This is a genomic window from Fundidesulfovibrio terrae (assembly GCF_022808915.1).
GTDB lineage: Bacteria > Desulfobacterota > Desulfovibrionia > Desulfovibrionales > Desulfovibrionaceae > Fundidesulfovibrio > Fundidesulfovibrio terrae.
Window position 1 is genome coordinate 1,425,327 of record NZ_JAKZFS010000001.1, and the last position, 21,223, is coordinate 1,446,549.

General features: G+C 62.6%; 19 protein-coding genes, 1 tRNA gene and 1 pseudogene. 10 read left to right on the forward strand and 11 right to left on the reverse strand.

Translation table 11 applies throughout. From position 1 onward, the window contains the following. Positions 1-47: 47 nt before the first annotated feature. Positions 48-2,015 (reverse strand): cytochrome o ubiquinol oxidase subunit I, encoded by a 1,968-nt coding sequence (gene cyoB / locus ML540_RS06640; RefSeq protein ID WP_243359499.1) that lies wholly within the window; start codon positions 2,013-2,015, stop codon positions 48-50. Positions 2,016-2,036: 21 nt separating this feature from the next. Continuing rightward, on the reverse strand, positions 2,037-2,936 hold the full coding sequence (gene cyoA, locus ML540_RS06645) for a ubiquinol oxidase subunit II (RefSeq protein ID WP_243359500.1): 900 nt from the start codon (positions 2,934-2,936) through the stop codon (positions 2,037-2,039). A gap of 367 nt (positions 2,937-3,303) precedes the next feature. Between cyoA and ML540_RS06650 the strand changes: the two genes are divergently transcribed. From ML540_RS06650 to ML540_RS06660, 3 genes are all read left to right on the forward strand, one after another. Beyond that, complete coding sequence (locus ML540_RS06650; RefSeq protein WP_243359501.1) at positions 3,304-4,371, forward strand: acyltransferase family protein; 1,068 nt, start codon at positions 3,304-3,306, stop codon at positions 4,369-4,371. Between the two features lie 60 nt (positions 4,372-4,431). Continuing rightward, positions 4,432-4,626: an efflux RND transporter permease subunit gene (locus ML540_RS06655; RefSeq protein WP_243359502.1), complete on the forward strand. Its 195-nt coding sequence runs from the start codon at positions 4,432-4,434 to the stop codon at positions 4,624-4,626. 175 nt (positions 4,627-4,801) lie between these two features. Next, a complete protein-coding gene (locus ML540_RS06660) occupies positions 4,802-5,680 on the forward strand; it encodes an AraC family transcriptional regulator (protein ID WP_243359503.1) in 879 nt (292 codons plus the stop codon). On the opposite strand, the gene larB is transcribed toward ML540_RS06660, so the two are convergent. From larB to ML540_RS06700, 8 genes and pseudogenes are all read right to left on the reverse strand, one after another. After that, positions 5,677-6,432, reverse strand: coding sequence for a nickel pincer cofactor biosynthesis protein LarB (gene larB / locus ML540_RS06665; protein WP_243359504.1), 756 nt, complete (start codon positions 6,430-6,432; stop codon positions 5,677-5,679). The genes ML540_RS06660 and larB overlap by 4 nt on opposite strands. Before the next feature lie 20 nt (positions 6,433-6,452). Beyond that, positions 6,453-7,268 carry an ATP-dependent sacrificial sulfur transferase LarE gene (gene larE / locus ML540_RS06670; protein WP_243359506.1) on the reverse strand — a complete coding sequence of 272 codons (816 nt, stop codon included), beginning with the start codon at positions 7,266-7,268 and terminating at the stop codon, positions 6,453-6,455. Next, entirely contained in the window at positions 7,265-8,713 is a 1,449-nt protein-coding gene (gene larC, locus ML540_RS06675) for a nickel pincer cofactor biosynthesis protein LarC (protein WP_243359507.1), read from the reverse strand. Before larC ends, larE begins: the two co-directional genes overlap by 4 nt. Before the next feature lie 130 nt (positions 8,714-8,843). After that, the gene (locus ML540_RS06680) at positions 8,844-10,046 is read right to left on the reverse strand and encodes an aldo/keto reductase (RefSeq protein ID WP_243359508.1); all 1,203 of its coding nucleotides are present in this window, start codon (positions 10,044-10,046) and stop codon (positions 8,844-8,846) included. A gap of 193 nt (positions 10,047-10,239) precedes the next feature. Continuing rightward, positions 10,240-10,500 (reverse strand): annotated as a pseudogene (locus tag ML540_RS06685) (transposase); the annotation flags it as partial. Positions 10,501-10,868: 368 nt separating this feature from the next. Beyond that, positions 10,869-10,944: transfer RNA gene (locus ML540_RS06690), tRNA-Thr, on the reverse strand. 82 nt (positions 10,945-11,026) lie between these two features. Continuing rightward, a complete protein-coding gene (locus ML540_RS06695) occupies positions 11,027-11,281 on the reverse strand; it encodes a hypothetical protein (protein ID WP_243359510.1) in 255 nt (84 codons plus the stop codon). Between the two features lie 204 nt (positions 11,282-11,485). Further along, positions 11,486-13,543 carry a methyl-accepting chemotaxis protein gene (locus ML540_RS06700; protein WP_243359511.1) on the reverse strand — a complete coding sequence of 686 codons (2,058 nt, stop codon included), beginning with the start codon at positions 13,541-13,543 and terminating at the stop codon, positions 11,486-11,488. A gap of 797 nt (positions 13,544-14,340) precedes the next feature. Here ML540_RS06700 and ML540_RS06710 point away from each other — a divergent pair. Next, positions 14,341-14,754, forward strand: a complete 414-nt coding sequence (locus tag ML540_RS06710; protein ID WP_243359513.1) for a response regulator — start codon at positions 14,341-14,343, stop codon at positions 14,752-14,754. A gap of 71 nt (positions 14,755-14,825) precedes the next feature. Here ML540_RS06710 and ML540_RS06715 read toward each other — a convergent pair whose 3' ends face one another. Then, entirely contained in the window at positions 14,826-15,860 is a 1,035-nt protein-coding gene (locus tag ML540_RS06715; RefSeq protein ID WP_243359515.1) for a sigma-54 interaction domain-containing protein, read from the reverse strand. Between the two features lie 294 nt (positions 15,861-16,154). Between ML540_RS06715 and ML540_RS06720 the strand changes: the two genes are divergently transcribed. The 6 genes from ML540_RS06720 to ML540_RS06745 are packed head-to-tail and all read left to right on the forward strand — an operon-like array spanning position 16,155 to position 21,221. Further along, positions 16,155-17,129 carry a sulfite exporter TauE/SafE family protein gene (locus ML540_RS06720; RefSeq protein ID WP_243359516.1) on the forward strand — a complete coding sequence of 325 codons (975 nt, stop codon included), beginning with the start codon at positions 16,155-16,157 and terminating at the stop codon, positions 17,127-17,129. 30 nt (positions 17,130-17,159) lie between these two features. Further along, positions 17,160-17,594, forward strand: a complete 435-nt coding sequence (locus tag ML540_RS06725) for a DUF1634 domain-containing protein (protein ID WP_243359517.1) — start codon at positions 17,160-17,162, stop codon at positions 17,592-17,594. A gap of 13 nt (positions 17,595-17,607) precedes the next feature. Next, on the forward strand, positions 17,608-18,771 hold the full coding sequence (locus tag ML540_RS06730; RefSeq protein ID WP_243359518.1) for a sigma 54-interacting transcriptional regulator: 1,164 nt from the start codon (positions 17,608-17,610) through the stop codon (positions 18,769-18,771). Beyond that, positions 18,768-19,124 (forward strand): NifB/NifX family molybdenum-iron cluster-binding protein, encoded by a 357-nt coding sequence (locus tag ML540_RS06735; RefSeq protein ID WP_243359519.1) that lies wholly within the window; start codon positions 18,768-18,770, stop codon positions 19,122-19,124. Before ML540_RS06730 ends, ML540_RS06735 begins: the two co-directional genes overlap by 4 nt. Further along, entirely contained in the window at positions 19,114-20,844 is a 1,731-nt protein-coding gene (locus tag ML540_RS06740; RefSeq protein WP_243359520.1) for a sensor histidine kinase, read from the forward strand. Before ML540_RS06735 ends, ML540_RS06740 begins: the two co-directional genes overlap by 11 nt. A 2-nt stretch (positions 20,845-20,846) precedes the next feature. Then, positions 20,847-21,221, forward strand: coding sequence for a response regulator (locus ML540_RS06745; RefSeq protein ID WP_243359653.1), 375 nt, complete (start codon positions 20,847-20,849; stop codon positions 21,219-21,221). Positions 21,222-21,223: the final 2 nt, after the last annotated feature.

Consider the following 21,223-nt stretch of genomic DNA (forward strand, 5'->3'; position numbering starts at 1 on the left):
CTTGCGAAGGATCAGTGCGGTTTTGTTGCGCTGCCCAAAAAAACTGTTCATGCCATCCCCTGGGAGCGCAGGTCCTCGATTCGTTGGACCTCGGCGGCCGGGATGACGTGGTTGATGTCGTCATTGGAGGACCGCGCAACCACCACGGCGATCAAGCCCAAGAAGCTCAGGCCCGCCAGCCACCAGATGTACCAGATCATGGCGAAGCCGAAAAGAAAGGCGAGCGCGCCGACGGCAAGGCCGTAAAAGGTGTTCCTGGGCATCTCGATGTCAACATACCGATCGGGCTTCCGGTACGCCGTGCCCTTCTCCTTCATATCCCAGAAGGCATCACGGTCATGCACGGTTGGAATGACGGCGAAGTTGTAGGCGGCCGGCGGGGATGACGTCAGCCACTCCAGGGTGCGGCCATCCCAAGGGTCGCCGGTCAAGTCCCGGTTGGCGCGACGATCCTTGATGCTCACCAGCAATTGCATGAGTGTGCAGCCGACGCCGAAGAGAATGAGCAGCGTGCCCAGGGCGGCTATGACGAGGTACGGTTGCCACGCCGGATTGTCGAAATGCTGCATGCGCCGGGGCATGCCCATGAATCCGAGGATATAAAGCGGAATGAAGGCCAGGTAGAAGCCGGTCAGCCAGAACCAGAAGGAGAGTTTTCCCCATGTTTCGTTCAGGCGGAAACCGACGGCTTTGGGGAACCAGTAGGCATAGCCCGCCATGAAGCCGAAGAGCACGCCGGGTACGAGCATGTTGTGAAAATGGGCGATCAGGAACAGGCTGTTGTGGAGCACGTAATCTGCCGGGGGCATGGACAGCAACACGCCGGTCAGGCCTCCGACCGCGAAGGTCGAAAGAAACCCGAGCGTCCACAAGAGCGGCGATGTGACTCTCACTCTTCCGCGATACATCGTGAAAAGCCAGTTGAATACCTTTACGCCTGTCGGGATTGCGATCAACATGGTCGAAATGCCGAAGAAAATGTTGACGTTCGCGCTGGTCCCCATGGTGAAGAAGTGGTGTACCCAGACGGAGAAGGAAAGGAACATGATTGCGGCTGTGGCGTACACCAACGACCCGTACCCGAAAAGTTTTTTCCTGGAAAAGGTGGCCACGACTTCCGAAAAGATGCCGAAGGCAGGCAGTATGACGATGTAGACCTCCGGATGCCCCCAGGTCCAGAACAGGTTGATGTACATCATCGTGTTGCCGCCCATGTCATTGGTGAAGAAGTGCATGCCGCAGTAGCGGTCGAGGGTCAGCAGGGCCAGGGCGACGGTCAGTATCGGAAAGGCGAAGATGATCAGCACGTTGGTGAATACCGTGGTCCAGGTGAAGAGCGGCATCCGCATGAGCGTCATTCCCGGGGCGCGTATCTTAAGGACCGTGACGAGAAAGTTTATTCCCGTCATCAGCGTGCCCGCGCCGGAGATCTGGAGGGACCATATCCAGTAGTCCACGCCGGTGTCGGGGCTGTAGGCCATTTCCGTCAGAGGCGTGTATCCCGACCAGCCGGCCCTGGAAAACTCGCCCACGCCCAGGGACACCATCACCAGCAAGGCTCCGGCCGTCGACAGCCAGAGGCTGACCGCGTTCAGAAAGGGATAGGCCACGTCGCGCGCGCCGATCTGCTGGGGCACGACAATATTCATCAGGCCCGAAAGGAATGGCATGGCCATGAAAAGGATCATGATCGTGCCATGGGCGCTGAATACCTGGTTGAAGTGCTCCGGGGGCAGAAATCCCTGGGAGGAACCCAGGGCAACCGCCTGCTGCGCCCGCATCATGATGGCGTCGGAGAAGCCGCGCAACAGCATGATCATGGCCAATATAATATACATGATGCCGATTTTTTTGTGATCAACAGTAGTCAGCCACTCTTTCCAGAGGTACGGCCATTTCTTGAAATATGTTATCAGGGCAATGATTCCCGCGCCGGCCAGGAGCGAACCGTAAACAGCGCCCATGACGATCGGGTCATGATACGGAATCGCAGAGAGACTCAGTTTTCCAAGCATTTCAACAGCCTCCATGCCAGCTTATTTTCCGTGTGCGGGGTGGGCCGTCTCGCCCGTGCCGTATGAGCCGCGAGTCATTGGGTCGTACTTGTTGACGATATGTTCGAAAAGGCCAGGTTCTATCGAAGAAAAAAAGATGACGGAGCCGCTGACGCCCGGCTTCCTCAGTTCGTCAAAGCGGGCGAAATCGAGCTTGTTCGGAGACTGCCTGACTTGCTGCACCCAGGAATCGAATTTCTCCTGAGAAGTGGCTTTGGCCTTGAACGACATATCCGGAAAACCGGCTCCACTGAATTGCTGATTTTGACCCGTATAATCCCCTTGTTCATCGGCCATAAGATGCAAGTGGGTCTGCATGCCGGCCATGGCATAAATTTGGCTGCCCAACTGGGGGATGAAAAATGACGTCATGACCGTGTCCGACGTTATCTTGAAACTCAGCGGTATTTTTTCAGGGAAGACAAATTGATTGACGACGGCGATATTTTGTTCCGGATAAATGAAAAGCCATTTCCAATCCAGGCTGACAACTTCTACATTCAACGGCTTGGCTTCGCTGGCAATCGGCTTGTAGGGATCGAGGCGATGCGTCTCTCGCCATAATATGGTAGACAAAATCAATACAATGACGAACGGTACAAGCCACATTACTATTTCTATTTTCTTTGAGTAGCTCCAGTTCGGGTCATACGGTGCTTTTGTGTTGGTCTCTTTGTATTTCAACGGGAACCATATTGACATGACGATGACAGGGATGACGACCGCCAACATCAAGGCGAACGCGACAAGAATGATGTATTTTTCAGATTCCCCAATGGGTCCCTTGGGATTGAAAAGAACCAGTTCGCTGCACCCATGCAGAAAAGGAATAACGCACAGAAATGTCAGCATGACGAACATAAAACTGAATTTGCGTTTCATTTGTTTACCTCGTCGTATTGAGGGACATTTCTGAGTCTGACCTTACAGTATTGTCTACTTTTTTCAGGGGTTGTTGTCAACGGCGGCCGGGTTCTCGCCCTGTGTCCGTCGATGCCGTTTGCGTCTCGGAAGGGGCCTCCCCGCTCTTTCGCCTCCCGACCCCCCGCAGGGCGCGATGAAGATTCGGTTGCAGGCCCCCGCCCCCATGTGAGCCTGGACGGGACGGCTACGCCGGTGTATGCGCCGCTTGGCTGAAGCCTGACCGACCCCTCAGGACCGGAATCGTCCCAGCCGTTCGCGGCCACCAACAAGACGCCATGCCCTCAAGCACCATCCACACACCGCCATCTTCCGGAATGCACAGGCCATGGGCGTTTTAAGGTTTCTACTGGCCCTCATCGTCTGCGTGGACCACTTCCACGGAGCCGTCCGGGCCTCACTTCCCGCCTTCCTGGGGCTGGGGGCCGACATGGCCGTGGAAGTCTTCTTTATCATCTCGGGCTTTTACATGGGCATGATCCTGCACGTGAAGTACGCAGGGGAGTCCCGGACGACGGCTTTCTACAAGAGCCGCTTTTTCAGGCTATTCCCGGTCTACTGGGCCATCCTGCTCTGCTATCTGGCGGCGATCGCGGCCCTGCGCCTCGGGACGGGGCGCTGGTGGCACCTGGGGGATTGGGGCCAGACCATGGTGGGACTGGACGGGGCTTCCTTCCTCTACGCGATAGCGTCCAATCTCGGCATATTCGGTGAAAACGTCCTTTTTTTCTTATCCATGACCACCCCGGCAAGCCTCTTTGGGGCGTTCAGCCCGGAGCACCCGCCGTCCTGGGGGGTGCTGTTCATCCCGCAGGCTTGGTCCATCGAGATCGAACTCTACTTCTATCTTCTGGCCCCCTGGCTGGTCCGGTTGCGCACACGAACCCTCGTGCCGGTGGTGCTCGCCTGCCTGGGGGGCAAGCTCTGGCTCAAAAACATCGGGCTCATCAACGACTCATGGTACCTGCGCAACCCGTTTCTGGACATGGGGCTTTTCATGCTGGGCATCCTGGCCTACCGGCTCTACAAGGCCCGCTTCGAGACTGGAGGCCAGGCAGCCCTGCGCGGCGGATTGTCCGTAGCCCTGCTGGCGGCCCTGGCGCTTTACCACAAGGAGACGGCCCATCCGCTTTTCCCGCTCGCCGTGCACGCCTGCGCTTTCCTGGGCGTGCCCGCGCTTTTTTCCCTGACGCGGCGCATCACGGCCGACCGGATGGTGGGAGAACTCTCCTATCCCATCTATCTCTCGCACCAGATGATCTTTTACGTGGTGGCCGTCTGCGCCGGTTTCTCGTGGGTGATCCCTCTGTCCCTCGCTGCTACCGTGGGCTTCTCAGCCCTGATCTTCGCCACCCTCGGCCGCGCCGTGGATACCTACCGGCACGGGAAGTACTAGCGCCGCGCAAGATCCAGGCCCCGCAGGATCAGATTCCTGGGCGTCACCGCGGGCGTGACCATGCGCATCGACAACTTCCCGGAGATCAAACTCCCGGTGGTGACCGTCATCTGGCAGTATTCGGGCCTGAGCACGCCCGAGATGGAACAGCGCGGGACACCCTGCAGCCAGCATTCCTTGAGCATCACGGACAAGGTGGTCCTCAACCCGCCGGTGGATCTGGCCGACGGCGCCAGGGTGAAGGCCGGCCAATAGGATCTGGGCCGCGTTCCGGCAATCCGGCCGGGTTGGCGGGGCGCAGATGTTTCTTGCGGCTGGAAAAAGAATCCTTTCAGCTTGTTTCTTGCCTGTTCCTCTAAGATAGGCGAGAATTTGTAGGCAAACGGCCTGATCCGCCCGCGACCGGCGGATCAGGCCCGGGAGGATCCACATGAGCGAAATCGCCGCGACGATGGCAAGGCTGGCCACCCAGGAGGGAGTGACGCAGACCGGAGTCCCGGGAGTGAGAATCTACAAGACCTCGCGGGACATCCCCCGCACCCCGCTTCTCTATCAGCAGGGGGTGATCATCGTGGGCCAGGGCTCCAAGCGGGTCTACCTGGGGGACGACGTCTACGTGTACGATCCCGACCATTACCTGGTGCTCTCCGTGCCCCTTCCCGCGGAATGCGAGGCTACGGTTTCCGAGGACGAACCCCTTCTTTCCATGGTCGTGGACATCGACATGGGGATGCTTGGCGGCATCATCTCCCAGTTGGAGGACCAGGCGCAGTGCGAGTGCCTGCGGCCGGGCTGCAGGCATCCGGGGCTCTCCCTGGCGCGCGCGGACGAGGCTTTCAAGGAAACCGCGCTGAGGCTCCTGCGCGCCCTCGAGTCCCCCGTGGAAAGCCGGGTGCTGGGGCAGGGGCTGGTCAGGGAACTCATCTTCAGGATCATGTGCGGCGAGAACGCCGCGTCGCTGCACGCCCTGGCCACCAAGAACACCGGCCTCTCGCGCATCGACAAGGCCCTGAAGCAGATCCACAGCAACTTCAGCCAGCCCTTCAACGTGGATCAGCTGGCAGGCTTCGTGAACATGAGCACTTCCGCCTTCCACCGGGCCTTCAAGGACGTCACCGCGCTCTCCCCAATCCAGTACCTCAAGAAAGTGCGGCTCAACCGGGCCAAGATCCTTCTGGTGGACGAGGGGCTGCGGGCCAGCGACGCCGCGCGCATGGTCGGGTACGAGAGCGTTTCCCAGTTCAGCCGCGAGTTCAAGCGCTACTTCGGTGCCAGCCCCCGACATCTCCCCGAGATGCAACGGGCCTAGGCCGGGAAGAGGTTGTTGATCTTGCAGGCCGCGCAGGCCGCGCCGAAGCCGTTGTCGATGTTCACCACCGTCACCCCGCTGGCGCAGGAAGTGAGCATGCCCAGCAGGGCCGAGAGCCCGCCCAGGGACGCGCCGTACCCCACCGAGGTGGGCACCGCCACAATGGGCTGGGAAACCAGGCCCCCTATGACGCTGGCCAGCGCCCCCTCCATGCCCGCCACCACGATGATCACCCGGGCCTTGCGGAGGTCCGAAATCCGGTCCAGCAGCCGGTGGATGCCGGCCACGCCCACGTCGGACACGACCCAGGCCCGGCTGCCGAGCATCTCGCAGGTTTCCCGCGCTTCCTCGGCCACTGGGAGGTCGGAGGTTCCGGCGGTGACGATGGCGATCTCGCCCTCGCGGTAGGCGATCTCGCCCCGGGCGCAGGTCAGGGTCCGGCCCAGCGGGTTGTAGCGGACCTCCGGGCAGACGGTCTCGACGTGCCTAGCCATCTCGGGCGAGACGCGTGTGGCCAGGACGCTGACGTGCTCGCGCATGCGCGTGAATATCTCGCCCACCTGTTCCGGGGTCTTGCCCTCGCCGTAGATCACCTCGGGGAAGCCGTTCCTCAGGGAGCGGTGCAGGTCGATCTTGGTGTGGCCCATGTCCATGAAGGGGAGGTCGCGCAGCCGCTCCATCCCCTGTTCCACGTCCAGGCTGCCGTTCTTGATGCCGGTCAGCAACTGCTTCAAGGTTTCTTGCGTGTCCATGCTTTTCCGTCTTGTCCCGCCTAGGCGGCGTTAACGTTGAGGCTTCCCAAACGGTATCCGGCCAGGTCCACGGTCACGTGGCGGTAGCCCAGCTCCTTGAGCCGGGCGTCGATCCCGTGCCGCCTGTCCGCTTCGATCACTTCGCCCACCCACTCGCGCGGAACCTCGATGCGGGCGAGGTCTCCGTGGCTTCGCAGCCGCACCGCAGCGAACCCCAGATCCTTCAGGAAACGCTCGGCCTGGTCGATGCGCCTGAGTTCCGTTTCCTCGATGCGTGTTCCATGGGGAATGCGCGAAAGAAGGCACGCCGCTGCCGGCTTGTCCCAGGTGGCCAGGCCATGCGCCTTGGAAAGGTCCCGGATGTCCTGCTTGGTCAGGCCCGAAGTGAGCAATGGGCTCTTGACGCCGAGTTCGCCCAGGGCCCTGAGGCCCGGGCGGTAGTCGTCCAGGTCGTCCAGGTTGGTCCCGTCCAGGACGTGGGCGATCTTTTCGCGCGCGGCCACGTCCTGGAGGAGAGTGAAGAGGCTCAGCTTGCAGAGGTAGCAGCGGTCCGGGGGGTTGGCGCGCAAGGGCTCGGGGAAGGGGACCTCCACCACCAGATGGCGGACATTCATGGCCTGGGCCACGCTCCTGGCGTCTTCGATCTCCGGTACAGGGATGTACGGCGTGGCGATGCTGACGGCCAGGACGTTCTCGTCCAGGGCCTGCCGCGCGGCATGGAGCAGGAACGTGCTGTCCACCCCCCCCGAGAAAGCCACGAGTGCTTTCTTCATGGAGCGCAGCTCACCGAGCAGGTCCCGGTACTTTTTCTCTGTGGTGTGAACGGAGGGCGTCATGAGCTCCGCTCCTTCCTGTGCCTGCCGATGAGCGCGTAGACATCGGACAGGGGCATGTCGTGCCGCCGGGCCATCTCCCGGCAATCCTCCAGCTCGGGCTTGGAGCGGACCACCTTGCCGTGCCGGATGGCGTTTTTCATCGTCACGGCCCCGAGCGGGGTGTCCAGGCGCTCGAAGGATATGTCCAGCACCGTCTTGTCCAGGGGGAAGCTTTTGATTCCCAAGGTAGTGGTGTGGCGGAACAGGAGATCCTTGAAGCGCTCCTCGTCGGCGGCGGAGCACAGGAGCGAGACGCAGGTCGCGGGCCGGTTCTTCTTCATCTGGATGGGGGTGAAGTGCACGTCCATGGCCCCATTCTCCATCAGGAGGTCCATGGCCACGCCCAGCATCTCGGCGGTCATGTCGTCGATGTTGCATTGCAGGAGGCGGGCGTCCTGAACCGTGCCCACGGGGCGGGAGGACGCGGCGCGGGCGAGGTGGACCCGCAGGACGTTGGGGATGGCCGCGTCGCGGTGGCCGATGCCGTAGGCGGTCTTTTCCGTCACCAGGGCGGGCGTCGCGGTGAATTTGTCCACCAGGGCCGCCAGGATGGCCGCGCCCGTAGGGGTGGCGGTTTCATGCTTCACCGCGCCCCGGGTGGTGGGGATGCCATGCAGGATCTCCACCGTGGCCGGGGCCGGGACCGGGATGAGGCCGTGGGCGCAGCGGACGAAGCCGCCCCCCAGCTCAACCGGCGACGCCCACACCGCGTCCACGCCGAGCCTGTGAAAACAGATGGCCGCGCCCACGATGTCCACGATGGAGTCCGTGGCGCCCACTTCATGGAAATGGACCTCATGGAGCGCCTTCCCGTGGACCTTGGCCTCGGCCTCGGCCACCTTCCGGAATATGGCCAAGCTGGTCAGCTTGACCTCATGGGCCAGGGCGCTCCCCATGATGACGGATTCGATGTCCGCGAGGTTGCGGTGCGCCGCATGGCCGTGCTGGTGTGCGCCCTGGCCATCTACATGACCGTGGGCGTGGCCGCCGCAAGAGCCTGCGTGCCCGTGATGGTGTCCGTGCGGTGCGCCTTCGTGGCCGTGCCCGTGTCCGTGTTCCTCCGGAGCGTCCGCATGGCCGTGATGGTGCCCGTGCGGGGAGTCCCCGTGGGCATGGGCGTGCCCGACCGGCGAGTCCGTGTGATGGTGCGCGTGCTCCTCCACGAGTTCCGACAGAGAATGGACGTGGCCGTGCGAAGCATCGTCGTGCTTCAGCACCACGTCCACCCGGGTGCCGTGGATGCCGTGGCGGGAATCGGCGGCAACGGCCAGCTCGAATTCATGGTCCAGGCCGAGTTTGGAAAGCTCGGCCCGCAGATATCCGGGCTCCACACCCAGGTCGATCATGGCGGCCAGGTTCATGTCGCCGCTGATTCCGGCGAAACAGTCATAGTAGAGTATTTTCATCGCTCGATGCGCTGATGCGCCTGTTGTAGCCTCTGCCGCCTGTGTCGGGCGGCTGGCGGGAGGGGATTCCTGTTCTCGCTTCAGGGACGGCGTGCCCGTGGGCACGCCGTCCACCCCTGACAAACAGCTGCTAGAGTCCGGACTTGAAGTGCTGCCGGGTCGCCTCCACTTGTTCCTGGAAGTTCGGTCCTTCCATTTCTGCGGCGACTCTTTCGAGAATCTCAGGAATAGCGATATGTTGCGGGCACTTCTCCAGGCATTCGCCGCAGGCCACGCATTGTGAGGCGAAACCGGGTTCGTCATGACTCGTCATGCCGCTCAGGAACGCGATGTACATGAACTTCGCCTCATCGGCGTTCCCGAACATGTGCATCTTGTTGAAGAAGTCGAAACACTTGGGGATTTTGACACCCATGGGGCAGGGCAGGCAGTAGGCGCATCCCGTGCAGCCCACTTGCATCAGTTCCTGGTATTTGCGCGCGACGCGGTCCACCAGGTCCAGTTCCTCCACGGTGAGGGAGCCGGCGTGGGCCTCGCCCGCGATGGCCAGGTTCTCTACGATGTGGGCCTCCTCGTTCATGCCGGAAAGGACCACCGTGACTTCCGGGTGGTTCCACACCCAGCGCAGGGCCCACTCCACGGGGGAGCGCTTTGTTTTGGCCTCGTTCCACAAGTCGGCCACGGCCGGGGGCGGGGTGAGGAGGCCCAGGTTGCCGCCGCGCAGGGGCTCCATGATGACCACCCCGATGTCCTTGGACGCGGCGTATTTCAGTCCCTCCGTACCTGCCTGGAATTGCTGGTCCAGGAAGTTGTATTGGATCTGGCAGAACACCCAGGGGTAGGCGTCGACGATGCGCCTGAAATCCTCGGCCAGCCCGTGGAAGGAGAAGCCCGCGTTGACGATGCGACCGTCCTTTTTCGCCTGGTCGAGGAACTCGCGGATGCCGAGCGCTTCTAGTTTGTCCCAGGACGCCCCTTCAAGGGCGTGGACCAGGTAGTAGTCGATGTGGTCGGTTCCCAGTTTTTCCAACTGGGCGTTCAGATAGCGGTCCATGTCCTCGCGGCTGTTGATGAGCCAGGAAGGCAGCTTGGTGGCGATCTTGACCCGCTCGCGGTATCCGTCCTTCAGGGCCTTGCCGAGCAGGGGCTCGCTTTCTCCGCCGTGATAGGGCCAGGCCGTGTCCACGTAGTTGATCCCGTCGTCGATGGCGCCGCGGATCTGGGCGATGGCCCTCTCCTCGTCGATCTTTCCCTCCGCCATGGGTAAGCGCATGCACCCGAATCCCAGGATGGAGAGCTCGTCTCCGTTTTTCGGCATTTTCCTGTAGAGCATCGAAAGTCTCCTTGTCTTTGCGGATCTGCTTTTCCGTTTGACCCTCTCGCTGCCATATCGCAGCGGTAAGCACAGATACTCCAAGGGGGCGTGGTGATGAACACCCATTCCTGCTCAATAATTGCCCGATTCTGCCATGCGCGGCACGAATAAATGCGCTGTCGCCCTGGGCCGCTTTCGACCGGCCTCACCACTTATTTGCGATCACACCCTTCAGGGCTTGGTTTTCCTGGCTCAGGCCGGCAAACATCTGCTTCAACCTGTTGTGCTCGGCTTCAATTTCCTTCAAGCGGCGTGCGTCAGACGCATCCATGCCGCCGCATATGGTCTTCCACTTGTTGAACGTGGTCGAACTGATCCCGTTCTCTCGGCATATGTCCGAGGCTGGCCGACCAGCCTCGGCTTGCTTAAGCATCCCGACGAGCTGGGTCTCTGAAAAACGAGATTTCCGCATCGCTCCCCCGGGGGGCTTTGCCAGAAATTTCAACCTTTGGCTGGGCCTATTTTAGGGGAGGGTTACAGAGCCTTTGGCTGAGCAGCCAAGGCTTGTTGAGGCAGGGAGACTCAGAGCCTTGTGGGGGGAGGCGTTGCTGAAAAGAGCATTGCCAGTGAGGCCGGGGCGTCTCTCTAAGAGGGTGATGCGAGAGGCGCAATCAGGGTGAAATCTCCAGCCGATCCGGCCACTACGGAGCCCCATCACGAGTGTCAACCATTCACGTGGCTTAACCTCATTGAATTTTCATAGTGGGGAGAGAGTGGGGAGAAAATGCATCCAAAGGAAAAGGGTTCCGAGGCATGAATCCTGGGAACCCTTGTATTTTCTGGAGCCAGCGGCGAGACTCGAACTCGCGACCTGCTGATTACGAATCAGCTGCTCTACCAACTGAGCTACGCTGGCTTTCTCTGCGGAAACGCTTGATACACACGGGTTGTTGGGTGGTCAAGGGGTTTCCTGGAACTGGGGGCTAGGGAGGGCTGCATCAATCCAGATTCTCCCTGACCCTTTGCTCCAATTGCGAGAAGTAGTGCTCGCTCGTGTTTTCCCCTGTTCCACCGAGCATCTCGTCGTTGAGGCGGGCGCTCAGAAACAGGTATGCGGCCCAGATCTCACGCGACATGGAGAGGAACACCTCCGGCGAGCGGACTCCGGGCTGGTCGAGATGGCCGAGCATTTCAAGCAGTTGGGCCACCGGCGCCAGCTTGCCGACGTAAGAAATATCGCGTTGCGTGATCATCGAGTGCTCCTGCTTCCTGAGTACGCAAGAACATATATGTGATGGTTTTGTTTGTATCAAGCGTAATGGCTAGGCACTCGCAAAAATACAGGCTGGCCGTTGCGACGACCGGAAATGCAATGTCCCCGTTTTTGGCGGGGACATTGCTGGTATCATTTTTACCGGTATTGTTGTGGTTCGCGCAATGTTCTTTCGTCAGGACGGTCATGCCCCGAGGGCGGCCTGCCTCCCTTCGTCCGCTTGCATGCCAGAGATGAGTTCCTGCAGCCGGGCGGCCTGGCGGGCCAGATCGCCCACCGCGTCGGAGGAATGGGTCATGGCCTGGGCCGTTTCGTTGGAAATGCGGTTGATCTCGGCCACGGCCCGGTTGATCTCCTCGCTGGCGGCCGACTGCTGCTCGGAGGCGGTGGCGATGGCGTGAACCTCCATGGTGGCCGAGTCCGACAGGCTCACGATGGTCTCCAGGGCCTGCCCCGATTCGCCGGCCAGGGAGGTGACTTTTTCCACCGCCTTGGCCGTCTGGTCTACGCTGGTCATGTTGTCCTTGGCCTCGCGCTGGATTCCGGTGATGGCTTCCTCGACCTCGTGGGTGGCGGCCATGGTCTTTTCCGCCAGCTTTCGCACCTCGTCGGCCACCACGGCGAAGCCGCGCCCGGCCTCTCCGGCGCGGGCGGCCTCGATGGCGGCGTTGAGGGCCAGCAGGTTGGTCTGGTCCGCGATGTCGGAGATCACGTTCATGATCCGTCCGATGTTCTGGGCGCGGCCCTCCAGGGACGACATGCGCTCCCTGAGCGTGAGCGCCTGGGCCCGCACATCCTCCATGGAGTTCATGACGTTGTCCACGACGCCCTTGCCGTCCTGGGCCTTGACGCGGGCCTGGTCCGAGCGGTTGGCGGCGGCATGGGCGTTCTGGGCCACTTCCAGCACGGTGGAGTTCATCTCCTCCATGGCCGTGGCCGTTTCGGCGGCCCGGTCCTTCTGGATGGTTGCGCCCCGGGCGGCCTGTTCGATCTGGGCGGAGAGCTCCTCGCTGGCCGAGGACACCGCCTCTGCCACCTGCTCGGCCTGGGCGGCCACGGACATGATCTTCTCGTTCTGCTCGCCGATGAGGGCTTCCTGCTGCTTGATCTCGGTCAGGTCGATCCAGACCGACAGGGTCCCCAGTATCTGTCCGTTCTCCGAGTACATGGGCGAGGAGGAGATTCGCGCGTGGCGCTTGTTCCCCTTGTGGGTGGCAAATTCGCGTTCCGCAGTGATGGAGCGGTTTTCCCGCAGGGCGATGCTGGAGATGGTGTCCTTGCCCGGTTCACCCCAGATATAACCGCCGGAGGTCTGCCCGTAATAGTCCTCGGGCTTGCCTGAGCGCTCGAGGAGGTCGAGCATGAGCTGGTTGGTGTAGAGAGTGGTGTCCTGGGCGGAGAAGACCGAACAGGGGACCGTGAAGCCCCGCAGCACGCCATCGGAGAAGGCCAACTGCTCCTTGAGCTTGCAGAGCATGTCCATGAGGGCCTTCTGCAGCAGGCCGATCTCGTCGGTGGAGTCGGACTCGATGCAGCTGTCGAGCTTGCCGGAGGCGACTTCCTCGGCCAGGCGCTGCGTGGCCCGCAGGCGGGTGGTGATGAGCCTGGGCAGGGCCAGGGTCACGCCAAGGCCCAGGAGAAGGACTGCGACGCCGATGATGATGGTCCTCATCTTGGCGGACTGGACGCTCGCGTCCACGATGTCGCCGCCTTTGAGGCCGCGTTCCTTGGCGGTGGCGCTTATCTTATCCAGCGCGGCCAGCGCCTCGTTGAAGACCTTGGAGGAATCTCCCCGGACCAGCAGCGTGGCGTCGCGGCCGAGATTGTCGTTTGAAAGCTCCAGCACCTTGGCGTTGATGGGCAGGAACTCCTGCCACGCCGTCATGTAGGCTTTGAAGCTGGCGCGGAATTCCTCGGGCAGGGCGAGCTTGGACAGCTCGGCTTCCTGCTTGGCCAGGGTCGCCTTGGCCTTGCTCATGCGCTGTTCGGCCTGCTTGCGCTCGTCGGCCGTGGCCGCGAGAATATGCCTGAATTCGGCCCTGCGGAAATCGTTGGCGGCCTGCTCCATGAGCGCTGTCGCGCCCATTGCGGGCAGCCAGACCTCGGCGACTTCGCCGGACGCGTCGTGGATGCTCATCAGGCTGCCGTAGCCGCTGGCGCCAAGAACCGTTGTCAGGATCAAGGTCAGCGCGAATCCGCAGGCGAGTTTGAAGAAGATGCTCAGATTGTTGAAAAAGGACATGTGTTCCTCCCGATTGAAACATCAATAGAGAAGATTTGTCGAAAATGTGACAAACCCCAACCCCGTCGTCTCACTACCTGCCGAATGGGCGATCGACAAGAGGCAATTCCGACCAGGGGAGGGATATTTCCGGGGGCCGCGTCCAGTGTGAAACCGTTTCGTTCGCCGGACCGGCAAGAGAATGCAGTAGATGCGGTAACTTGGGACATGCAGGTAAACTCTACCTCGTAAGAGGTATTTTTCGACCCGGAATCGTCATGTTCAGCCGCGGTTCCTGACGTCCTCCCTCCAGCCATTGAGCGGGGCGCAACACCCCTCTCCCATGGCCAGCGCCTGGCGGAAGCGGGCATGGACCGACAGGCGACAGCGATAGATGGAAAGCTCGGCGTCCCAGTACACCTCGGGACAGCGTTCCCGGTAGCCGTGCAGTATGTGTGATTCGCGGCACTGATCCGTGAGGCAGCACCATCCGCAGCCGACGCAGGGCTTGGAGGTCAAATGAGAAGCAGGCGGACTGCTGGGCCAGCGAGCAAGGCCGGAGGAAGAAACCTTCCGGACCGTCCGTTGCTGAGACGGGGCGTGGGAATGGCGGAGATCATTTTTCCTTTCTAGCAGATGCCCCCAGTGCGGGCAATCGCGCCGGCATACGTTTTTGCTATATCGCTTGGAGGTTTACCCGGGGGGATGGGGTATTCAATAGTAGGGATATCCCCCCTGGACGGAGAGGACAATGTCGGAAAGATGATGTTGTAGCGGTATTGTTGTTTGTGGAAACCCCTACGCTGAAGGAGCAGCGCGTGAACATCCTGATAGTGGAAAACGACATCGTCACCGGGTGCCAGCTCGCGGAGATACTCCGGAGCAGGGGGCACGAGGCGGTCATGGTGGAGGAACTCTACTGTCTTGAGGAGATCAAGGCGCGCGGCTCGGTGGATATGGTTATCACTGACATTTTTCTCAATGATGTCTCTGGGTTGCAGATAGTCCTGGATGTCAAGGAGTTCGATCCCGGCATCAAGGTCGTGGCCATGTCCGGCGGCGGACCGGCTCTCGTCTTCGACTATCTTGACTATGCTCGGGAGTTCGGCGCGGATGCGGTCGTCCGCAAACCCCTGGACGAAGCTGGCATCGCCAAACTTCTGGAGCAATTCCCCTGCGTGGACGCGCGCGACGTGAGCCTGGTGCCGCGCACACCCGTCGGCCATTCCTGATATCCCCTGGCCGGTTTCCCGGTCCCGCACGTGCGGCGGACAGCCCGGTGCGGCAAGAATTTGCCGCCGTCTTACATCCCCCTGAACTGGCTCGTCATATCGAGCGAATATTCCCTGACCTTGTGGCGCAACGTGCGCGGCGAAATGTCCAGCAGCTCGGCCGTCCTGGCCTTGTTCCCCTTGGCCTGGCGGAACGCCTTGAAGATGGCCTTGATTTCGGCGTCGCGCACGGCGGCGTCCATGGTGAGATTGTCCGGGGCCGGTTCGTCCAGGTGGGGCGCTGCTCCGGGCTGGAGTTCCGCCGGGAGCCCGTCCGGCTCGATCACCCCCTCCGGGTGCACCAGCACCAGGCGTTCGATGAGGTTGCGCAATTCGCGGGCGTTTCCGGGCCAGGCATACGAGGCCAGGATGGAGAGCGAACGCGGGGCGAGGCGCATGCCGTGCTTGTGGTAGCGCAGCGCGAAGTGGTCCAGGAAGTGCCCGGCCAGGATGGGGATGTCCTCGCGGCGTTGCCTGAGCGGCGGCAGAAACACCGGGACCACGTTGAGGCGGTAGTAGAGGTCGGCCCGGAAGTGTCCGGCCTTGACCATCTCCTGCAGGTTTCTGTTGGTGGCGGCCACGATGCGGGCCTCGAAGGGCAGGCTGCGCTCGCCGCCCAGGCGGCGGAAGGTCCGCTGCTCCAGCACGCGCAGAAAGTCCGCCTGGTTGTTGGGGGGGATCTCGCCCACTTCGTCCAGAAAGAGGGTTCCTTCCCCGGCCAGCTCGAAGCTGCCCTTCTGCAGCCGGGAGGCTCCCGTGAAGGCCCCGGCCTCATGCCCGAAGAACTTGTCCGCGAACAGCTCCCCCTTGAGGATGCCGCAGTTGATGGGAATGAAGGGCTTTTCCCTGCGGTTGGACATGGTGTGGATGAGCCGGGCGAAGAGTTCCTTGCCGGTGCCGGATTCGCCCTGGAGCAGCACCGGCGCGTCGGAGCAGGCCACCTGTGAGGCCAGCAGGTGGGCGTCGCGCATGGCCTTGGAGCCGATGAGCACGGCGGTGACGCCGCCCCCTTCCTCGGGCAGGTCGTCCAGGTCCAGCCGAAGCGGCAAGTTTTTGCCGATTTTCACTCTGCGCACTCCTGTTTCGAGGCGACGCCTCGGGGTGGGGCCGAATCCGCGCTGTTGGTGCTTTCGGATACGTTTTCGCCCGGAAAAAGGGAAGTGCTTGCGGCAAGTTTTTGCCGATAGCGGCATGGATTTGCCGCTTTTTGATGCGGCAGATGTCCGCAAACCCTTGTTTCACCGTGATTTTCAGTTGGTACGCTTCTTGGAATGTTCAAGAAAGAACAAGCGTGGGGCGTGCCGCCGACGATTTCGCCGACGGTCTTGCTGGAATCATCTGAATAGGGAGAGCGTGCGAACATGAAATCGAGATGGTTGCGAATCGGTATGGTGGTGCTGGCTTTGGGGCTGGCCGGAGCGGCTTTCGCCTTCGCCGCGTCCGCGGACGGCGGCAAGGCCATGGCTGAGGCCGCCCAGGCGGCGGGAGCCCCTGCCGGGCCGTGGTGGATGTGGCCCGCCATTCTGCTGGTCTTCTGCTTCGTGCTGGGCATCATCGCGGTGCTGGCCGGAGTGGGCGGGGGCGTGCTTTTCGTGCCCCTGGTCAGCGGCTTCTTCCCCTTCCACCTCGACTTCGTTCGAGGCGCGGGCCTGCTGGTGGCCCTGGCCGGAGCCCTGGCCGCCGGCCCCGGTCTTCTCAAGCGTAACATGGCAAGCCTCAGGCTGGCCCTGCCCGTGGCGCTGATCGCCAGTTCCTGCGCCATCGTGGGCGCCATGATCGGCCTGGCCCTGCCCACCAACGTGGTGCAGACCTGCCTGGGCGCGACGATCCTGTTCATCGCCATCCTGCTCCTGGTGTCCAAGAACACGGCCAAGCCGGTGGTCACCAAGCAGGACGCCGTGGGCTTGGCCCTGGGCATGAACGGCGTCTACTACGATCCCGCCACCTGCGAGACCGTGGAATGGAAGACCCACCGCACCCTGCCGGGCCTGCTTCTGTTCATCGTCATCGGCGTGATGGCGGGTATGTTCGGCCTGGGCGCCGGATGGGCCAACGTGCCGGTGCTGAACCTCATGATGGGCGCGCCCCTCAAGGTCGCGGTGGGCACCTCCAAGTTCCTTCTTTCCATCACCGACACCTCCGCTGCCTGGATCTACCTGAACCAGGGGTGCGTCATCCCGCTCATGGCCATTCCCTCGGTGGTGGGCCTGATGTTCGGCTCGTTCGCGGGCGTGAAGCTCTTGGCCAAGGCCAAGCCCAAGTTCATCCGCTACATGGTCATCGGCGTGCTGCTGTTCTCCGGCTACAAGGCTTTGTCCAAGGGCCTGGGCTGGTAAACCCGATTTCGAATCTCCAAGGAGTGAGTCATGGCTGACAATACGAATGCCTGCACGCCCATCCAAACCCCCCAGGAGCAGGTCCAGTACGCGGACATCCTGTTCTGGGGCTGCTGGGGCGGCCTGGCGCTGATGGCGCTGACCTATATCCTCTACGTTTCCGGCATCATGGCCCCGCACGTGGCCCTGGAAAAGGTCACGGTCCTGTGGTCGCAGCCCGTGAAGGTGTATCTCGAGCAGGGCAACGTGCCCCACGGCTGGGGCTGGGTGGTGCTTCTCGGCAAGGGTGACTTCCTGAACTTCCTGGGAATCGTCCTGCTCGCGGGGCTGACCATCATTGCCTACATCCCGCTTATTCCCGCGTTCCTGAAGAAGGGCGACACGAAGTTCGCAGTCATCGCCTTGCTCGAAGTGCTGGTGCTCGCCCTGGCGGCCTCCGGCCTCGTGGCCAGCGGCGGACACTAGGAGACACGGCCCCATGCCGCTCGTGCCCCCCGCAACGCTCGCTTCCCTTGACCTCCCGGGACTCCTGGACGGCCTGCCTCTCGGCGTGGCCGTCCTGGACCCGGAGGGCAGGGTGGTGACGGTCAACACCGCCCTGGAGCGGCTGACCGGCTTCACCCGGGAGGAGGCGCGGGGGGTGCCGTGCAGGCACGTGGTCCGCTCCGGGCTGTCCCACCGCAGGAACCAGGAGCACGGCACGGCCGACACCGAGATCGTGAACCGCCACCGCCGCCGCATCCCCGTGCGCATAAGCGCCATCCCCGTGCGCGACACCCTGGGCCGCGAGCTCTACCGCCTGGACGTGGTGGAGGACTTGAGCGCCCTCAAGGAGCTGGAGCGCCGCGTGGAGGAGCCGGGCGGCATCGGCAGGCTGGTCGGCAAGAGCCCGGCCATGGAGCACATCCTGCGCCTGATCCCGGCCATGGCCCAGTCCGGGGCTCCGGTGGTGGTCATCGGCGAGACCGGGGCGGGCAAGGACGCGGTGTCCGAGGCCATCCACAAGCTTTCCCCCCGCACGCGCGAACCCTTCGTGCGGGTCAATTGCGGCCCCATGCAGCCCGAAGTGCTGGAGGCCGAACTTTTCGGGCGGCTGCAGCCCTCGGGCGAGGTCGCTCCCGGCGCGTTCCAGCGGGCCGGAGCCGGAACCGTGTACCTCTCGGACGTGGGCGAGCTGCCCGAGGCGCTCCAGGTGCGCCTGGCGCGCTTTTTGGACGAGGGGGTGGTCTTTCCGGCCGGGAGTCAGACCCCGGAACGCTGCGAGGCCAAGGTGATCGCCTCGTCTCCATCCGGTCCCGAGGCCCTGGTGCGCTCGGGCCAGATGCGCCAGGACCTGGCCTACCGCCTGGGTGCGCTCAGGCTCGACCTGCCCCCCCTGCGCGAGCGCCCCGAGGACATCGAATTCCTGCTGGCCCACTTCCTGGATATCTTCGCGGCCAAGTTCCGCAAGAAGGTGCGCGGGTTCACGCCCAAGGCCCGGCGGCTGCTCCTGGCCCACGACTATCCCGGCAACGTGCGCGAGCTGCGCAACATCGTGGAGTTCGCGGTCATGGTCTGCCACAAGCCCTCCATTCCGCCCGCCTGCCTGCCCGGCCATCTGCTCGAGCAGCTGGCCGCCGCGAACAAGGGAGGCGGACTGTGAGAACCAAGCGCGTGCTCATCCCGCTTTTCAAGGACGAGGTGGCCCCCCGGTTCGACCTGGCCGCCGAGGCCCTGCTGGCCGAAGTCTCCCCCGAGGGAGGGATCGCGGTCCAGGATTCCCTGCTCCTCCAGCCTTCGGCCGACGGATTGTGCGACCTGGTGCTCAGAAAGGACGTGGATGTGGTCATCTGCGGTGGAATCGAGGAGAAATATTACCATTATCTGCGCTGGAAACGTGTCGAGGTGCTGGACAACGTAGCCGCCAGGGCTCAAGCTGCCTTGGAACGCTACGCCAAGGGTTCGCTCAAGGCGGGCGACATCCTCTTCGCCATGGAGGAAGCGCATGCTCGGTGACATCTTCACCCGGCATTTCCGGGATCTCCACACCAGCGACGACGCGATCTCGCCCGAGCGCTACGACACGCTCAAGCGCAAGATCGTCGGCCTTATGGCCGTGGTCACGCTCCTGCCGCTTCTGCTCATGGCGGGAATCAACTTCACCGAATTTCAGTCCACCATGTCACGCGAGGTGCAAAACCCGCTTCGCGTGCTCCTGGGCAAGACCCGCAACACCATCGATCTGTTCCTGGCCGAGCGGACCTCAACCGTGGCCTTCATCGCCCAGGCGTACAGCTTCCAGGAGCTCTCCGACGAGCGCAACCTGGGGCGCATCTTCCGAGTGATGCGCAAGGAGTTCGAAGGCTTCGTGGACCTCGGGCTCATCGACGCCCAGGGACATCAGGTCAGCTACGTGGGGCCCTACGACCTCAAGGGCCGGGACTACTCCGGGCAGGACTGGTTCGCCCAGGTGCGGGTCAACGGCAAATACATCTCCGACGTGTTCCTCGGATTCCGCAACCTGCCCCACGTGGTCATCGCCATGCAGCACATCTCGGAGTCCGGCGAGACCTGGATCCTGCGGGCCACCCTGGACACCAGGCAGTTCGACAAGATCATCTCGGCCATGGGGCTTGAACCGGGCTCGGACGCCTTCCTGGTCAACCGCAAGGGCGTGTTGCAGACCGGCTCCTACCTGTACGGCAACGTGCTGGAGAAGTGCCCGCTGCCGCTGCCGCCGGTCTCCTTCGAGGCCCAGGTGGTCCCGGCCACGGACCCCAGCGGACGAGAACTCTACCTGAGTTACGCCTACTTCCCCAACACCGATCTGGTCATCATGGCCGCCAAACCCAAGGTGGGCGCGCTTACCGCCTGGTACAACCTGCGCGGGGACCTGCTGGTGGTCTTCCTGGCCGGAGTGGTGGCCATCTTCTTCGTGGTGTCCAAGTTCACCGGGCTTCTGCTCAACCGCATGCGCGAATCCGAGGAGCGGCGCGCCCTGGCCTTCAGGCAGGTGGAACACGCCCAGAAGCTTTCCTCCATCGGACGCCTGGCCGCGGGCGTGGCCCACGAGATCAACAACCCCCTGGCCATCATCAATGAGAAGGCCGGGCTCATGAAGGACCTGCTCGGGCTCCAGGAAGACTTCCCCGGCAAGTCCAAGTTCGGGACGCAGGTTGAGGCCATCATCAAGGCGGTGGAGCGCTGCCGGGGCATCACCCACCGCATGCTCGGCTTCGCCCGGCGCATGGACGTGAAGATCGAGGGACTCAACCTGAACGAGGTCATCGAGGAGACGTCGGGGTTCCTGGCCCGAGAGGCCGAGCACCGCAACGTCACCCTGTCCCTCGACCTCAACCCGGAGCTGAGCCGCATCGAATCCGACCGGGGCCAGCTCCAGCAGGTGATCCTGAACATCTTAAACAACGCCCTGGCCGCCATTCCCGACCGGGGGCAGATCACGGTGAAGACCTGGAACCAGGACCGCGAGCACGTGGGCCTGTCCATCCAGGACAACGGCTGCGGCATGTCCGAGGACACCCTCAAGTGCATTTTCGAGCCTTTCTTCACCACCAAGCGCGGCAAAGGCACCGGGCTTGGGCTTTCCATCACCTACGGCATCATCAAACGGCTCGGCGGCGAAGTGTCCGTGCACAGCCAGGAACAGGTGGGGTCCACGTTCACCGTGACCCTGCCCGTGATGGCTCCCCCGTCGGCGGCCGTGGAGGCTCAGTGACCATGAAGGACTGGAACATCCTGCTCGTGGACGACGAAGAGGAGTTCGTCCAGACCCTGTGCGAACGCCTGGACCTCCGGGGACTCGCCTGCCGGGTGGCCCTGGACGGCGAGGCGGGACTCAAGATGATGGACGAGGCCGAACCGGACGTGGTGGTCCTGGACATGTTCATGCCCGGGCTCAAGGGGTTGGAGGTGCTGAAGCTCATCCGGCAGCGCCACCCCAAGGTCCAGGTGATCCTGCTCACCGGGCAGGGGGCCACCAAGGACGGCATGGACGGCATGAAGCTCGGAGCCTTCGACTACATGATCAAACCTCTCTCCATCGATGACCTCACGGCCAAAATCGCCGAGGCCGTCAAGACGGCGAGGGCCTAGGA

What these genes read in the sequence shown, in the direction of transcription:
- cyoB (WP_243359499.1), bottom strand. Translation starts at nt 2,015, where the DNA reads ATGCTTGGAAAACTGAGTCTCTCTGCGATTCCGTATCATGACCCGATC.
- cyoA (WP_243359500.1), bottom strand. Translation starts at nt 2,936, where the DNA reads ATGAAACGCAAATTCAGTTTTATGTTCGTCATGCTGACATTTCTGTGC.
- ML540_RS06650 (WP_243359501.1), top strand. Translation starts at nt 3,304, where the DNA reads ATGGGCGTTTTAAGGTTTCTACTGGCCCTCATCGTCTGCGTGGACCAC.
- ML540_RS06655 (WP_243359502.1), top strand. Translation starts at nt 4,432, where the DNA reads ATGCGCATCGACAACTTCCCGGAGATCAAACTCCCGGTGGTGACCGTC.
- ML540_RS06660 (WP_243359503.1), top strand. Translation starts at nt 4,802, where the DNA reads ATGAGCGAAATCGCCGCGACGATGGCAAGGCTGGCCACCCAGGAGGGA.
- larB (WP_243359504.1), bottom strand. Translation starts at nt 6,432, where the DNA reads ATGGACACGCAAGAAACCTTGAAGCAGTTGCTGACCGGCATCAAGAAC.
- larE (WP_243359506.1), bottom strand. Translation starts at nt 7,268, where the DNA reads ATGACGCCCTCCGTTCACACCACAGAGAAAAAGTACCGGGACCTGCTC.
- larC (WP_243359507.1), bottom strand. Translation starts at nt 8,713, where the DNA reads ATGAAAATACTCTACTATGACTGTTTCGCCGGAATCAGCGGCGACATG.
- ML540_RS06680 (WP_243359508.1), bottom strand. Translation starts at nt 10,046, where the DNA reads ATGCTCTACAGGAAAATGCCGAAAAACGGAGACGAGCTCTCCATCCTG.
- ML540_RS06695 (WP_243359510.1), bottom strand. Translation starts at nt 11,281, where the DNA reads ATGATCACGCAACGCGATATTTCTTACGTCGGCAAGCTGGCGCCGGTG.
- ML540_RS06700 (WP_243359511.1), bottom strand. Translation starts at nt 13,543, where the DNA reads ATGTCCTTTTTCAACAATCTGAGCATCTTCTTCAAACTCGCCTGCGGA.
- ML540_RS06720 (WP_243359516.1), top strand. Translation starts at nt 16,155, where the DNA reads ATGAAATCGAGATGGTTGCGAATCGGTATGGTGGTGCTGGCTTTGGGG.
- ML540_RS06725 (WP_243359517.1), top strand. Translation starts at nt 17,160, where the DNA reads ATGGCTGACAATACGAATGCCTGCACGCCCATCCAAACCCCCCAGGAG.
- ML540_RS06730 (WP_243359518.1), top strand. Translation starts at nt 17,608, where the DNA reads ATGCCGCTCGTGCCCCCCGCAACGCTCGCTTCCCTTGACCTCCCGGGA.
- ML540_RS06740 (WP_243359520.1), top strand. Translation starts at nt 19,114, where the DNA reads ATGCTCGGTGACATCTTCACCCGGCATTTCCGGGATCTCCACACCAGC.
- ML540_RS06745 (WP_243359653.1), top strand. Translation starts at nt 20,847, where the DNA reads ATGAAGGACTGGAACATCCTGCTCGTGGACGACGAAGAGGAGTTCGTC.